11 protein-coding genes are annotated in these 15081 nt (G+C 74.6%); 5 read left to right on the top strand and 6 right to left on the bottom strand.

Annotation, left to right across the window (positions count from 1 at the left end; translation table 11 throughout):
• Window positions 1-140: 140 nt before the first annotated feature.
• From IG69_RS0100675 to IG69_RS0100665, 3 genes are all read left to right on the top strand, one after another.
• Window positions 141-845, top strand: coding sequence for a response regulator transcription factor (locus tag IG69_RS0100675; protein WP_030526263.1), 705 nt, complete (start codon window positions 141-143; stop codon window positions 843-845).
• A complete protein-coding gene (locus tag IG69_RS0100670; protein ID WP_051749967.1) occupies window positions 845-2209 on the top strand; it encodes a sensor histidine kinase in 1365 nt (454 codons plus the stop codon). Before IG69_RS0100675 ends, IG69_RS0100670 begins: the two co-directional genes overlap by 1 nt.
• A gap of 102 nt (window positions 2210-2311) precedes the next feature.
• Window positions 2312-5620 carry a DEAD/DEAH box helicase gene (locus tag IG69_RS0100665; protein WP_051749966.1) on the top strand — a complete coding sequence of 1103 codons (3309 nt, stop codon included), beginning with the start codon at window positions 2312-2314 and terminating at the stop codon, window positions 5618-5620.
• 87 nt (window positions 5621-5707) lie between these two features.
• On the opposite strand, the gene fumC is transcribed toward IG69_RS0100665, so the two are convergent.
• On the bottom strand, window positions 5708-7129 hold the full coding sequence (gene fumC / locus IG69_RS0100660; RefSeq protein WP_030526260.1) for a class II fumarate hydratase: 1422 nt from the start codon (window positions 7127-7129) through the stop codon (window positions 5708-5710).
• A gap of 230 nt (window positions 7130-7359) precedes the next feature.
• On the opposite strand from fumC, the gene IG69_RS0100655 reads away from it, so the two are divergent.
• The gene (locus tag IG69_RS0100655) at window positions 7360-8166 is read left to right on the top strand and encodes an esterase/lipase family protein (RefSeq protein ID WP_157577251.1); all 807 of its coding nucleotides are present in this window, start codon (window positions 7360-7362) and stop codon (window positions 8164-8166) included.
• A 5-nt stretch (window positions 8167-8171) separates the two neighbouring features.
• Entirely contained in the window at window positions 8172-9572 is a 1401-nt protein-coding gene (locus IG69_RS0100650) for a WS/DGAT/MGAT family O-acyltransferase (protein WP_030526258.1), read from the top strand.
• Window positions 9573-9596: 24 nt separating this feature from the next.
• On the opposite strand, the gene IG69_RS19790 is transcribed toward IG69_RS0100650, so the two are convergent.
• From IG69_RS19790 to IG69_RS0100625, 5 genes are all read right to left on the bottom strand, one after another.
• The gene (locus tag IG69_RS19790; protein ID WP_425414785.1) at window positions 9597-9833 is read right to left on the bottom strand and encodes a VOC family protein; all 237 of its coding nucleotides are present in this window, start codon (window positions 9831-9833) and stop codon (window positions 9597-9599) included.
• A gap of 115 nt (window positions 9834-9948) precedes the next feature.
• Window positions 9949-10434 carry a pyridoxamine 5'-phosphate oxidase family protein gene (locus tag IG69_RS0100640; RefSeq protein WP_051749964.1) on the bottom strand — a complete coding sequence of 162 codons (486 nt, stop codon included), beginning with the start codon at window positions 10432-10434 and terminating at the stop codon, window positions 9949-9951.
• Window positions 10435-10508: 74 nt separating this feature from the next.
• Entirely contained in the window at window positions 10509-11990 is a 1482-nt protein-coding gene (gene gndA / locus IG69_RS0100635) for an NADP-dependent phosphogluconate dehydrogenase (protein WP_425414784.1), read from the bottom strand.
• Window positions 11991-12273: 283 nt separating this feature from the next.
• Entirely contained in the window at window positions 12274-13767 is a 1494-nt protein-coding gene (locus tag IG69_RS0100630; RefSeq protein WP_036828610.1) for a cryptochrome/photolyase family protein, read from the bottom strand.
• A complete protein-coding gene (locus IG69_RS0100625) occupies window positions 13767-15020 on the bottom strand; it encodes an FAD-dependent oxidoreductase (protein WP_030526253.1) in 1254 nt (417 codons plus the stop codon). Before IG69_RS0100625 ends, IG69_RS0100630 begins: the two co-directional genes overlap by 1 nt.
• Between the last annotated feature and the right edge of the window lie 61 nt (window positions 15021-15081).

The raw sequence follows: 15081 nt of genomic DNA, 5'->3' as shown, positions 1-15081 counted from the left end.
GCGAGTTCCGCCGCTCGACCCGCCGCGGCAGGGCGTGTCGAGCGGCGGAACTAGCAAGAAGTCGGGGAGGGGGCGAGGGACGAGCGTCTTCAGGAAGTCCCGAGGTTTCCTCCAGACGGGTGCGACCCCACCGTGGGACCGTGGGCCCCGTGGCCGACACCACCCCCGCCCCGCGCGTCCTCGTCGTCGACGACGAGGAGAACATCGCCTACCTCGTCACCTCGGCCCTGCGCCTGGCCGGGATGGACGTGACCGCCGCGGCGAGCGGCGAGGAGGCGCTGGCCGCGGCCGCCCGCACCAGCCCCGACGTCGTCGTCCTCGACGTGATGCTCCCCGACCTCGACGGCTTCGAGGTGCTGCGGCGGCTGCGCGCGACGGGCAGCACGACCCCGGTCCTCTTCCTCACCGCCCGCAGCGACACCGCCGACCGGGTGCGCGGCCTGACGAGCGGCGGCGACGACTACGTGACCAAGCCGTTCGCCCTCGAGGAGCTCGTGGCCCGCGTCCACGTCGCGCTGCGCCGCGCCGGCACGGCGGCCGCCCCGAGCGCGCGCCACCGCGTCCACGACCTCGTGCTCGACGAGGACCAGCACCGGGTGTGGCGCGGCGACACCGAGGTCCACCTCACGGCGACCAAGTTCAGCCTGCTGCGGCTCCTGCTCGTCAACGCCGGCCGGGTCGTCACCCGGGCGCAGATCCTCGACCACGTGTGGCAGTACGACTTCGCGGGCGAGAGCGCCATCATCGAGTCCTTCGTCTCGACGCTGCGCAAGAAGGTCGACACCGTCGAGCCCAAGCTCCTGCACACCGTCCGCGGGGTCGGCTACACCGTCCGGGAGCCCTGATGACGCTGCGCCGCCGGCTGCTCGTCGCCGCGGCCGTGCTGGCGGTCGTCGCGGTCGTCGCCGGGAGCGCGGTCGTCGTCGTGCAGCGCGCCTTCCTCGTCGGGCGGCTCGACGCCGAGATCGCGGCCCTCGCGCAGAACCCCCGTGCCGTCCTCCTCGCGTCGCAGCGCGCCGAGGGAGCCGTCGCGACCGCGGCCCTCAGCGACGTCTACGTCGGCCGGATGACCGCCGACGGCCGCCTCACCACCGTGCTCGCGCCCCAGGACGACCCCGACCTCGTCCCCGCGCTCGGCCCCGGCGAGCAGGTGCCCACGCCCGAGGGCCGCGCGACGGAGGCCGGCACCGCCCAGCGCGTGCGCGTGGTGACGGTGACGCTGCCCAACGGCCGCGCGCAGGCCGTCATCGCCGTGCCGACCACGCCGGCCGACGTCGCGACGCGCCGCCTCGCCGTCACGCTCGGGCTGACCGGCCTCGTCGCGGCGGTGCTCGTCGGCCTGCTGCTCTGGTGGGTCGACCGGCTCGGGCTGCGGCCCATCGCCGCGATGACCGAGGCCGCCGGCGCCATCACCGCCGGCGACACCGCCCGCCGCGTCCCGCCGGGGCCGCCCGGCACCGAGGCCGCCCGGCTCGGCGAGGCGCTCAACACGATGATCGACACGACGACGGCCACCAACGAGCGGATGCGCCGCTTCGTCGCCGACGCCTCGCACGAGCTGCGCACCCCGCTGACGACCGTCGGGGGCTACGCCGCGCTGCACGCCGCCCGCCCGGCCGGCCCGCTCGACACGGCAGGCCGCGCCGAGGTCGACGACGCGATGCGGCGCATCGGCGACGAGGCCGGCCGGATGCGCCGGCTCGTCGACGGCCTGCTCGACCTCACCGGGCTCGAGTCGCCGGACGCGCTCCGACGCGAGGCGGTCGACCTCGCGGCCGTGCTGCGCGACGTCGCCTCGGACCTGCGGGTCGTCGCGCCGGACCGCGTCGTCACCCTCGAAGCACCCGCCTCGCTCGTCATCGACGCCGACCACGACCGCGTCACCCAGGCCGTGGTCGGGCTGACGTCGAACGCCGTCCGGCACACGCCGGCGGGCACCCCCGTCGCGCTGCGGCTGCACACCGTGCCGGGGTGGGTGCGCATCGAGGTCTCGGACGCGGGGCCCGGCATCCCCGCCGAGCACCTGCCGCACCTGCTCGAGCGGTTCTACCGGGTCGACCGCTCCCGCAGCTCCGGCAGCGGGGGGTCCGGGCTCGGGCTCGCCGTCGTCGACGCCGTGGCGCGCGCGCACGGCGGCGCGGTGTCGGTCGCGTCGACGCCGGGGGTGGGCACGACGTTCGTCCTGGACCTCCCCGACCGACCGGCCTGACCCTGTGGACGGAGTCGGCGGATGTCGGTCCGCCGACGTACGGTGGGGTGTTCGGGTCCGTCGCGCCAGGGGACGGACCGTTCCCGTGGGAGGAGGGTGCCCGTGGCCCGGGTCGTCACCGCCGAACGGCTCGCCGAGCTGACCAACCGCGAGCTCGGCGACGTCTGCGGCACCGTCACCGTCGCGCGCGGGCTCGCGTACGCGCGCGAGGGCCGCGTCGTCGACGTCCACGTCTCCTCCGACGGCGCCCACGCCACCGGATGGGTCGGCGGCAGCCGGGGCGAGACGTACACGACCGAGGTCGCGCTGCGGCCCGGCGAGTCGGTCGGCACCCGCTCCGTGCGGCGCTGGCACAGCGAGTGCTCGTGCCCCGTCGCCAGCGACTGCAAGCACGCGGTCGCGGTCGCCGCCCGCGTCCGCGAGCTCGACCCCACCCCTGCCGCCCCCGGCGACGAGCCCCGGCCCGCGTGGGAGCGTGCGCTCGGCGGCGTCCTCACCGACGACGTCCCCCGGCACGTCACCCCTGTCGGCCTGCTCATCGAGGACGCGGCGCCCGCCGGTGGACGGGCCCGCGTCGCCGACGACACCGGGCGCGCCCCGCTGCGGCTGCGCCCGGTCGTCCCGGGCGTGCGCGGCGCCTGGATCCGCACGGGCGTCTCCTGGGAGAGCTTCGCCGGCGGCTACTACGGCTACGGCCGGGTCACCTACTCCGACGACCACGTCGACGCGCTCACCGCCATCGCCGACGCGCACCGCCGCTCGGTCCGGGCCTATGGCTACGGCCGGATGCCGGACGCCATCCTCCTCGACCACCTCGGCAGCGGCTGGGTGTCGCTGCTGCGCTCGGCCGACCGCGCCGGTGTCCGGCTGCTCACCGACCTCACCGGCGAGGGGCACGTCGCCTTCGCCTCCGACCCCGCCGAGCTCGTCGTCGACATCGAGCGCACCGCCGACGGCGCCACGCTGCACCCGCGTCTCGACCTGCCCGTCGAGCCCGGCACCGACACCCACCTCGTCGGCTCGCCGGCCACCGGCTTCTGGCTGCGCGACGACGGCACCCTCGTCCTCGGCGCGCTGACCGAGCCGCTCGACGGCTCCCGCCAGCGCCTGCTCGACCTCGGCGTCGTCGACGTCCCCGAGGCCGACTGGGCCCGCTTCACCGTCACGCACCTCCCGGCGCTGCGGCGCAAGGCCCGGGTCCGCAGCCTCTCCGACGAGCTCGACCTGCCGGACGCCGTGCCGCCGCGCCTGGCCCTCGACGTCACCGTCGAGCCCGGGCACCGCACCCACCTGCGCTGGGGCTACCGCTACGGCGGCCCGACCGGCGTGCACGTCCCGCTCGGCTCCGACGAGCCCGACCCGATGCGCGACCACGGCGCCGAGCGCCGGCTCGTCGACGAGCTGCGCGCCGTCCCGGAGGTCGCCGACCTCGACGTCCTCTGGCAGGTCGTCGCGCAGCACCCGCGCCTGGTCCCCGAGCTGCGCCTGCACGCGTTCACGACGATCGCGTTCAGCCGCCTGCTGCCGGTGCTCGAGGAGCTGCCGTTCCTCGACGTCGAGGTGCACGGCGAGGTCGCCGAGTACACCGAGGTCGACGAGGCGCCGCTCATCCAGGTGTCGACGAGCGACGGCCCGGGCGGCGGTGGTGGTGGCGCCTCCACCGACTGGTTCGACCTCGACATCTCGGTCACGGTCGCCGGCGAGGACGTCCCGCTCGCGCCCCTCATCGAGGCGATCGCCCGCGGCCACGAGCACCTCATCCTCGACTCCGGCACGTGGTTCTCGCTCGCCCGCCCCGAGCTCGAGACGCTGCGCCGGCTCGTCGACGAGGCCCGCTCGTTGCAGGACAGGCCGACCGACCCGCTGCGCATCTCGGCGGTGCACGTCGGCCTGTGGGAGGAGCTCGCGGCGCTCGGGGTCGTCGACGAGCAGAGCGAACGCTGGCGACGCACCGTCGGCCGCCTCGTCGACGGCGAGGGCGTCGAGCCGGCCGAGGTGCCGGCGGCCCTCCGGGCGACGCTGCGCCCGTACCAGGTCGACGGCTTCCGCTGGCTGTCGCTGCTGTGGGACTGCGGTCTCGGCGGCGTCCTCGCCGACGACATGGGCCTCGGCAAGACGATGCAGATGCTCGCGCTCGTCCTGCGGGCCCACGAGCGCGGCGAGCTCGAGCACCCCGTGCTCGTCGTCGCGCCGACGTCGGTGCTCTCGACGTGGGCCGGCGAGGCCGCGCGCTTCGCGCCGTCGTTGCGGACCGTCGTCGTCGACCGCACCCGCGGCAAGGACGGGCGCTCGCTCGCGGCGGCCGTCGGGGACGCGCAGGTCGTCATCACCTCGTACACCGTCGCGCGCATCGACGGCGAGTCATGGCGCTCGCGCGAGTGGTCGGCGGTCGTCCTCGACGAGGCGCAGTTCGTCAAGAACCACCAGGCGAAGACCTACCAGGCGGTGCGGCGGCTCAGCGCGCGGGCGAAGTTCGCCATCACCGGCACCCCGCTCGAGAACTCGCTGATGGACCTGTGGTCCCTGCTGTCGATCGTCGCGCCCGGGCTGCACCCGCGGCCGGGGGCGTTCAAGGAGCAGTGGGCCACCCCCATCGAGCGCGACGGCGACACCGAGCGCCTGGCCCTGCTGCGCCGCCGCGTGCGCCCGCTCATGCTGCGGCGCACCAAGGAGGCCGTGGCCCGCGAGCTGCCGCCCAAGCAGGAGCAGGTCCTCACCGTCGACCTCCACCCGCGCCACCGTGCCGTCTACGACCGGCACCTCCAGCGCGAGCGCCAGCGCCTGCTCGGCCTCATCGACGACCTCGACGGCAACCGGATGGCGGTGCTGCGCGCCCTCACCGCGCTGCGGCAGATGTCGCTCGACCCCTCGCTCGTCGACGAGGAGTACGCCGGCCTCGCCGAGTCCGCCAAGGTCGACACGCTCGTCGAGCACGTCACCGAGCTCGCCGGCGAGGGCCACCGGGCGCTGGTGTTCTCGCAGTTCACCGGCTTCCTCGCGATCGTCCGGCGCCGGCTGGAGGCCGAGGGCATCGCCTACGAGTACCTCGACGGCCGCACCCGCGACCGCGCCGACCGGATCGCCGCCTTCCGCGACGGCGACGCACCGGTGTTCCTCATCTCGCTCAAGGCCGGCGGGTTCGGTCTGACGCTCACCGAGGCCGACTACGTCTTCGTCCTGGACCCGTGGTGGAACCCGGCTGCCGAGGCGCAGGCCATCGACCGCGCGCACCGCATCGGCCAGACCCGGCCGGTCAACGTCTACCGGCTGGTCTCGCGCGGCACCGTCGAGGAGAAGGTCGTCGCGCTCCAGGAGCGCAAGCGCGACCTCTTCACGCGGGTCGTCGACGAGGGCGGCGCGATGAGCCGGGCCCTCACCGCCGACGACCTCCGCGGCCTCCTCTCCGGCTGACCCTTCTCTCCACGGACGTGTGTTGACTCGCCGGGCTTCTCCGGCGATCTCACACGCGTTCGCGGTGCGGGAGAGGGGAGGCGGGGGTCAGTCGGGGCGGGTCATCGCGGCGGGGACGACCCAGCGGTCGTAGTCCTCGTCGGTGACGTGCCCGGAGGCGAGCGCCGCCTCGCGCAGCGTCGAGCCGTCGCGGTGCGCCTGCTTCGCGATGGCCGCCGCCGCGTCGTAGCCGATGTGCGGCGCGAGCGCGGTGACGAGCATGAGGTCGGCGTCGAGGTGCTCGGCGATGCGCTCGCGGTCGGCCTCGAGACCCTCGACGCAGTGCTCGCGGAAGGAGCGGCAGGCGTCCGCGACGAGCCGTACCGACTCGAGCACGGCGTGCGCCATGACCGGCGTGAAGACGTTGAGCTGGAAGTTGCCCTGCGTGCCGGCGAACCCGACCGTCGCGTCGTTGCCGAACACCCGCGTGACGACCATCGTCATCGCCTCGGACTGGGTGGGGTTGACCTTGCCCGGCATGATCGAGGACCCCGGCTCGTTCTCGGGGATGCGCAGCTCGCCGATGCCGGTGCGCGGCCCCGACGCCAGCCAGCGGACGTCGTTGGCCAGCTTCATGAGCCCGCCCGCGAGCGTCCGCAGCGACGACGAGACCGCGACGAGCGCGTCGTGCGCGGCGAGCTGGACGAAGAGGTTGTCGGCCTGCCGGAAGGCGAGCCCCGTCTCGGCCTCGAGGTGACGGGCGACGGTGGGGCCGAACGCGGCCGGGGCGTTGAGCCCGGTGCCGACCGCGGTCCCGCCGATGGCGAGGGCCAGGACGCGCTCGCCGGCGTACCGGACGTCGGCCTGCGCCTCGCGCAGCTGCCCGGCCCACGCGCCGATCTCCTGGCCGAGGGTGACCGGCGTCGCGTCCTGGAGGTGCGTGCGCCCGACCTTGACGACGTCGCCGAGCTCGGCGGCCTTGGCGTCGAGGGCCGCGCAGAGGGCGTCGACCGCAGGGTGCAGCCGCTCGGCCAGCTCGAGGGCGACGGCGACGTGGACCGCCGTCGGGAAGGTGTCGTTGCTCGACTGGCTGCGGTTGACGTGGTCGTTCGGGTGGACCGGGTCCTTGGAGCCGAGCTCGCCGCCGAGGATCTCGACCGCGCGGTTGGCGACGACCTCGTTGGCGTTCATGTTCGACTGCGTGCCCGAGCCGGTCTGGAAGACGACGAGCGGGAAGTGGTCGTCGAGCTCGCCGCGCGCGACCTCGTCCGCGGCCCGCACCACGGCGTCGGCGACCTCCTGCGGCAGCAGCCCGAGCTCGGCGTTGGCGAGGGCCGCGGCCTTCTTGAGCAGCCCGAGCCCGCGGACGACGGGGCGCCCCCAGACGAAGGTGTCGCGGCCGATGTCGAAGTGCTCGAGGCTGCGCTGGGTCTGCGCCCCCCAGTAGCGGTCGGCCGGCACCTCGACCGGCCCCATCGTGTCGCGCTCGGTGCGGGTGGACCCGCCGACGGCCTCGGGCTGCGTGCTCATCCCTCCACTCTCCCTCCGAACGCGTGTGAACTCGCCGGTCGACCCCGGCGAGTTCACACGCGTTCGCGGTGGGGGCGGGGGTGGTGGAGGGGCAGGTGACGGTCCGGATACGGCTCCGCCGACAGACTCCCGTGCCGAGCCGCGCTCTGCCACAATCGTCCTCTGCCCATTCGCAGCGTCGCGAGCCCGGGTCCGGGTCCTCGTCGGTGCGCCGCACGGAAGGAGCGAGGATGCCGAGGCTCGATGCGACCAGCGGTGCTCCGTCCGCGCCGACGCTCTGGATGGCGCGCCGCGAGTGGCGCGCCGCCCTCGAGCTCGCGTCCTCCGCCGTGCGCACCCGCGACATCGCCGGCTGGCCGGTCGGCGACGGGCACCCCGTCATCGTCCTGCCCGGCTTCCTCGCCGGCCCCGAGTCGACCGTCTTCCTCCGCTCGCACCTGCGCCGCCTCGGCTACCGGGTCCACGACTGGCGCCAGGGCCGCAACCTCGGCGCGAGCCCGGAGCTCGCCGCCCGGCTCGAGGACCTCCTCCTCGAGGTCTACGACCGCTACGGCCGCAGGGTCAGCCTCGTCGGCTGGAGCGCCGGAGGCATCTACGCCCGCGAGATGGCCCGCGCCCTGCCCCACTACACCCGCTCCGTCGTCACGCTGGGCAGCCCGTTCCGCCACCACCCGGCCGCCACCCGCGCCTGGGCGATGTACCGCGTGATGAACCGCCACCACCTCGACCAGATGTTCACCGAGGAGGCCCTGGCCCTGCGCGCGGCGCCGCTCAAGGTGCCGACGACGAGCATCTGGTCGCGCACCGACGGGATCGTCGCGTGGGAGTGCTGCGTCCTCGACCCCGGCCCCCTCGCCGAGAACGTCGAGGTCGACGCGACGCACCTCGGCTACGGCCACCACCTCGACACCCTGCGCGTCCTCGCCGACCGGCTCGCCCAGGAGGAGGGCGCCTGGCGGCCGTGGGTCGCGCCCACCGCCACTGCAGCGCCCGAGCACCCCGACGACGGCGACCCGCTCCACGACGTGGCGGGCTGAGGCGGGTGCCGCGCTCGCGCTGGGCCTCACCGCTGGACGCCGTCTTCCTCATCGGGGAGACCCCCGAGACCCTCATGCACGTCGGGTCCCTCCTGCACTTCTCGATGCCTCCGGACGCCGACGACGCCTGGCTGCGCGACCTCGTCGCCGACGTGCGCGCCTCCCCCGTGCGGACGCCGTGGACCTACCGGCTGCAGACCCGGCGGCTGCTGCGCCAGCCGGTGCACCGCTGGGTCGAGGACGACGCCTTCGACATCGACTACCACGTGCGGCACTCCGCGCTGCCGAGCGGCGGCGGCGAGCGCGAGCTCGGCGTGCTCGTGTCGCGGCTGCACTCCAACCAGCTCGACTTCCGCCGCCCGCCGTGGGAGCTGACGTTCATCGAGGGCGTCGCACCCGGGCAGTTCGCCGTCTACACGAAGATCCACCACAGCCTCGTCGACGGCTACACGGGAAACCGCCTGCTGCAGCGCGGGCTCACCGAGGACCCGGACGACCGCACCCACCCGCACTTCCTCGGGCTGACCCGCCCGCCGCGCGCCGAGGGCGAGCCGCGCGAGCCCGTCGGTGACGTGACGGCCATCCTGCGCAGCATCGGGAACGCGGTGACCTCCATGCCGGAGGTCGCGCGCGCCCTCGTCGGCACCCAGCTGCGGCGCGGCGGGCCGACCACCCGGGCGGTGGCGTCGTACCAGGCGCCGGTGAGCATCCTCAACGGACGCACCGGCCGGGCCCGCCGGTTCGCGACGCAGCAGTACGAGCTCGAGCGGCTGCGCGCCGTCGCGCGCGCCCGCAACGCGACGCTCAACGACGTGCTCATGGCCGTGTGCGCCGGGGGCCTGCGGCGCTTCCTCGACGACCTCGCGAGCCTGCCGGACCGGCCGCTCGTCGCGTTCGTGCCGGTCAACGTCCGCGCCCCCGAGAGCGAGGGCGGCGGCAACTACGTCGGGGCGACGCTGGTGTCTCTGGCCACCGACATCGAGGACCCGGTCGCGCGGCTCGCCGCGATCACCTCGTCGTCGCGCGCCGCCAAGGCCCGGATGCGCGGGATGGGCGGCGACGCGGTCATCGCCTACAGCGCGATGCTCCTGGCGCCGGCCGGCCTCCAGGTGCTGCGGGCGATGAGCGGGCTGCCGCTGCCCGGCCCGCTGACGCTCAACGTGTGCATCTCGAACGTGCCGGGGCCGACGAAGCCGCTGTACTGGCGCGGGGCGCGGCTCGACGCCACCTACCCGGTGTCGATCCCCGGGCACTCGATGGCGCTGAACATCACCGCGCAGTCGTACGCGGGCACGCTCAACCTCGGGTTCATCGGCGACCGCGACGCCCTGCCGCACCTGCAGCGGCTCGCCGTGCACACCGGCGCCGCCCTCGAGGAGCTCGAGGCCGCCACCGGCACCGCCTGACGCGTCGGTCAGCCCTGCGGCGGCTCACCGGTGCCGATGTTGACCATCCACGAGATGCCGAAGCGGTCGGTGAGGGTGCCGAACTCGTCGCCCCACATCTGCGAGGTAGGCGTGCATCACGCCGTCGGCGCCCTCCCCCTCCATCCCGTACTGGCCGAAGGTCATGACGTCGAGGCTGCCGCCGAGGACCTCCTGGTAGAAGGTCATCGCCTCGCGGGCCGTGCCGGGGAAGTTGAGGTAGGGGTTGAGCTGGCTCGCCATGGTGGCCTCCTGCGCCGGGTCGTCGGTGACGCTGGACGACGCCACGCCGGGGCACCGACACGGACCAGCCCCTCCGGGAGGGGGGGAGTCGGAGGGGCCGGTCGGTCGGTGGGGGTCAGAGCTCGACGGTGTGGCTCTCACCCGCGTCGGGGCGGTCGCCGGTCAGGCGCGCCTTGACCATCTCGACGACGGTCGCGGCCTTGCCGGGGCTGTCCCAGTACTGGGCGGACTCGCCGTCGACGCGGATGACGGCGACCTCCGGGTCCTCGGGCTCCTTCTGGAACCAGGTCTTCGCGAACTCGTTCCACAGCTCGCGGGCCTTCTCGGGGTCGTGGCGGACGCTGGCCCGGCCGGCCACCGACACCCACGCGCCCTCCTTCGTGAAGGCGACGTTGACCTGCGGGTCGGCCTCGATCTCGGACGCCGCGGCGCTGTCGCGCTGGGCGAGGAACCAGAACGTGCCGTCGTCGTCGACCTCCTGCAGCGTCATCGGGCGCGAGGTCAGCGCGCCGCTCTCGCGGTGCACGGTCGTGAGCATCGCGGTGCGCTGGTCCTCGACGAGCTCCTTGACGTGGGCGGCGCCCTCGTGGTGGGTCATCATGCGGTCTCCTTCCGGTTCGGTCTTCTGTCGCTACCCAGCCGCGGCGCCGGTGACACGGCGCCGCGGGTCGGGTCTCAGGCGTCGACCTCGGTGCGGTCCTCCGCCCACAGCGTGTGGAAGGAGCCCTCGCGGTCGGTGCGCTCGTAGGTGTGCGCGCCGAAGTAGTCGCGCAGGCCCTGGACGAGGGCGGCCGGCAGTCGCTCGGCCCGCAGGGCGTCGACGTAGGCGAGCACCGACGAGAAGACCGGCGCGGGGAGCCCGGCCGCGACGGCGGCGGTGACGACCCGGCGCAGCGCGGGCAGGCGCTCGGCGACGGCCCCGGCGAAGGCCGGGGTCGCGAGGAGCGACGGCGCGTCGGCGTGCTCCTCGAGCGCCTCGGTGATGTCGGAGAGCAGGCGGGCCCGGATGATGCAGCCGTCGCGCCAGATGCGCGGGAGGTCGGCGAGCTCGACGTCCCAGCCGTGCTCGGCCGAGCCGTCGCGCACCATGTCGAGGCCCTGGGCGTAAGAGACGACCTTGGCGGCGTAGAGGGCCTGGCGCAGGTCGTCGGTCGTCACGGTGACCCCGACGCCCGGTGCGGCCTCGCCCGCGAGCGCCTCGCGGACGGCCGCGCGGCGCGCGGTGTCGCCGGACACGGCGCGGGCCATCGTCGCCTCGGCGATGCCGGTGACGGGCACCCCGAGGTCGAGGGCGGTCTGCACGGTCCAGCGGCCGGTGCCCTTCTGCTCCGCGGCGTCGCGGACGACGTCGACGAAGGGGCGGCCGGTGTCGGCGTCGGTGTGGCTCAGCACCTCGGCGGTGATCTCGACGAGGTAGGACTCGAGCTCGGTGCCGTTCCACTCGCGGAAGGTGTCGGCGACCGCGGACGGCTCGAGACCGAGGACATGGCGCATCAGGTCGTAGGTCTCGGCGATCAGCTGCATGTCCGAGTACTCGATGCCGTTGTGCACCATCTTGACGAAGTGGCCGGCGCCGTCGGGACCGATGAGGGTGCAGCAGGGCTCGTCGTCGACGTGGGCGGAGATGACCTCGAGGAACGGCCCGATCTCGGCGTAGGTGTCGCCGCCGCACCCGGGCATGATCGACGGGCCCTCGAGCGCGCCGACCTCGCCGCCGGAGACCCCGACCCCGGCGAAGCGGATGCCCTTCTCCGCCAGCGCGTCGTGGCGCCGCGCGGTGTCGCGCCAGTGCGCGTTGCCGGCGTCGGCGACGACGTCACCCTCGTCCAGCAGGGGCACGAGCTCGTCGATGACGGCGTCCGTGCCCTCGCCGGCCTTGACCATGACGATGATCCGGCGCGGGCGCTCGAGCGAGCCGACGAGGTCCTCGAGCGAGCGCGCGAGCGTGAAGTCGCCCTCGTCGCCGAACTCGTCGACGAGCGCCTCGGCCTTGGCTGTCGTCCGGTTGTGCACCGCGACCCGGAAGCCGTGGCGGGCCAGGTTGCGGGCGAGGTTGCGGCCCATCACCGCGAGGCCGGTGACGCCGATCTGCGCGTGCCCGGCGCCCCCGCCGCCGTCCGTGCTCGTGTCCGTCGTCTCCGCGTGGTCCGTGCTCACCGGGGTCTCCCGTCGTCGAGGGGGTGGGGTGCCGACCGGCGGGCGGGCGGCACGTCCTTCGGGCCAACCCGCGCGAGCGCCCCGCTCTTCCCACCCCTCGACAGGCCGAGCCCCCGGCCCCGCCGCTCCTCCACCCCACCGCATGCGCCCACCCCGTCGCCCCACGTGTCACCCGCGTATCGGGTCACCCGATACGACAGCGCTCTACCCCGGAACCGTTCTCGGGTGAGGCGCAGCGGTATCGGGTCACCCGATACGCGTGGGGTTCGCGGGCGGGCCGGGGTCAGAGGCGGCGGACGACGCGGCGGCTGCGGGCGAGCAGCTCCTCGCGGCGGTCGGGGTCCATCCCGTCCCAGGTGCGGGTGACCATCCGGGCGCGGACGTTGGACTTGAAGACGTCGCGGTGGTGGTCGACGAACCCCCAGTAGAGGGCGTCCCAGTCCTCGCGCCACTCGCCGGGCCCGAAGTCGGTCATCTTCCGCAGGTAGTTGCTGCCCGAGACGTAGGGCTTGGTCGTGATGCCGGTGCCGGCGGCGAACTGCGACATCGCGTAGACGTTGGGGACCATCACCCAGTCGTAGGCGTCGACGAAGAAGGCCATGAACCACTCGTAGACCTCGTCGGGGTCGGTGCGCAGCAGGCACATCGCGTTGCCGAGGACCATGAGCCGTTCGATGTGGTGGGCGTACCCGCGCTCGACGACGCCGCGGACGACGTGGTCGACGGGGTCGAGGCCGGTCGTCCCGTCCCACCAGCCGTCGGCGAGGGACCGGGTGTGCCGCAGGTGGTTCGAGGTCCGCATCCGCCGGCCGTAGAGGTGGTAGGTGGCGCGCATGTACTCGCGCCACCCGATGAGCTGGCGCACGAAACCCTCGAGCGAGGGCAGGTCGACGCCCTGCTCCTCGGCGCCCTCAAGCACCGTGCGCAGGACCTCGCGGGGGTCGAGCAGGCCGCAGTTGAGCGCCGGGGTGATGGCGGCGTGGAACACGAAGGGGTGCTCGGTGGCGACTGCGTCCTCGTACGGACCGAACTGCGCGAGGCGCTCGGCGACGAACTCGCGCAGGCCCTCCCGCGCCTGCTCGTGGGTGACCGGCCAGTCGAAGGTGTCGGCGTTCCCGGGCGCGTCGGGGAACTCCTCGCCGACCCACGCGATGGCCTCCTCGACCTCGGGCAACCGCTCGGGCGACGCCCGGCCGGGCACCTGGTGCTTCTTCGGCAGCTTCTTGCGGTTCTCGGTGTCGAACGACCAGCGGCCGCCGACCGGCTGGTCGTGCTCCTTCCCCTCGACGAGCACGTCGAACCGCTGCCGCTGCCACTGGTAGAAGGTCTGCATCCGGGCGCGGTGCGACCCGAACCACTCGGTCAGCTCCGGGCGCGTCGTGAGGAAGTTCGGCGTCTCCTCGACGTCCTCGGGCGCCAGCTCGACCTTGGCCTCGCGGAAGGCACGCCGCACGTCGCGCAGCAGCCAGTCGTCGACGACGTCGTGCAGCCGCACCTCGTCCGGGGCGGCGTCGGCGATCGCCTCGGCCAGCCGAATCCGGGTCTTGCGCCGTGCCGAGGTCTCGATGACGTCGACGTCGAACCCCTTCTCGCGCAGACGGTCCGCGAAGAGCCGCATCGACGCGCGGTGCAGGACGAGCTTCTGGGCGTGGAAAGGCTGCTGGCGGAAGAGCAGGTCGTCCTCGACGAGGACGAAGCGCGTACCCGTCGGCTCGTCGAGCAGCGACTCGAACAGCTGGTGCGGGAAGACGAGGCGCAGCCGCCGGCGGGCCGCCATCAGGCGGTCGCGAGCAGGTCGAGGACGGCGCCGGCCACCCGGTGGCCCGAGACGAGCGCCCCCTGGATGGAGGCGGTGTCGCGGTGGTCGCCGGCCACGAGGACGCCGTCGGCCACGCGGGCCGGCGAGGTGAGGCGCAGCGGCGCCGGCTGCGCGGGGAGGGCGTCGTGGACGTCGTCGCGGCGCACGGTGCGCCACGAGGCGGTCGAGCAGCCGAAGACCTCTGCTGCCTGGCGGCGCACGTCGTCCTCCGCGGCGTCGTGCCCGGGCCCGAGCAGCGTGGTCACCTCGACGAGGTGGGCGTCCGGGGGCGCGTACGACGGCACGGCGTTGCTCACGACGGCGGCGTTGACCATCGGGCCGCGGCGGCGGCCGTCGACGACGACCTTGTCGGAGCGGGTCGGCGCCTCGTCGGCCGCGAACCACCAGGTCCTCAGCCCACGGGTGACCGGTGCCGGCACGTCGACCAGCCCCGCGACGGCCTCGGGGCCGACGGCGACGACGACCGCCCGCGCCGAGAGCGACGTGCCGTCGGCGCACTCGACCGCGGGCTCGGCGCCGGGTCGCACCCCGATCACCGGCGTGGACAGGCGCAGGTCGACCGGGGTGCGGCGGCGCACGGCGCGGTCGGCGAGCCACTCCGGCAGGGCCCGGATGCCGCGGGCGGGCAACCCGGGCACGCCGAGGGCGAACATCCGCACGAGGAGGCGCACGAAGGCCTCGGACGTCTCGGCGCGGTCCTCGGCGACGACCCCCGCGAGGAAGGCCTCGAGCACCTCGGTCCGCAGCGGCCCGGACACACCGGCGGCGTCGAGTCCCTCGCCCAGGCTGCGGTCGGCGCCGCGCTTGACCCGGCCGGGCGCGGTGAGGGCCGGGGCGGCCCAGCGCCCGAGCGCCGCCAGCCCACGCGGGTCGAGGAGGCCGCTGCGCAGCGTGGCCGCCAGCCTCGCCGGCTCGCGCAGCGGGTGGGCGAGCTCGACGAGCCCGCGCGCGCGGCGCACCAGCAGCCCGGCGCCGAACGGACGCAGCGCGAGGTCGTCGACGTCGACCCAGCGGCGGACCGCCGGGTAGGCCGGGTTGAGGACCTGGAAGCCGCGGTCCAGGAGGAACCCGTCGACCTCGTCGGTGCGCTGACGGCCCCCGACGACCGCCTCCCGCTCGACGACGACCACCGCGCGACCCGCCTCGGCGAGCCGGTCCGCACAACGCAGCCCGGCCAGTCCTGCCCCCACGACGACGACGTCCGCATCCACTCCCGCACCGTAGTACGAGCCCGTGCAGTGGGTAGGAGGCGTCGGTGGGGCCGTCTAGGGT

This window comes from Phycicoccus jejuensis (genome assembly GCF_000720925.1).
GTDB lineage: Bacteria > Actinomycetota > Actinomycetes > Actinomycetales > Dermatophilaceae > Phycicoccus > Phycicoccus jejuensis.
The sequence above is the reverse complement of the archived record's forward strand: the minus strand, read 5'-3'. Positions and strand labels throughout refer to the sequence as shown.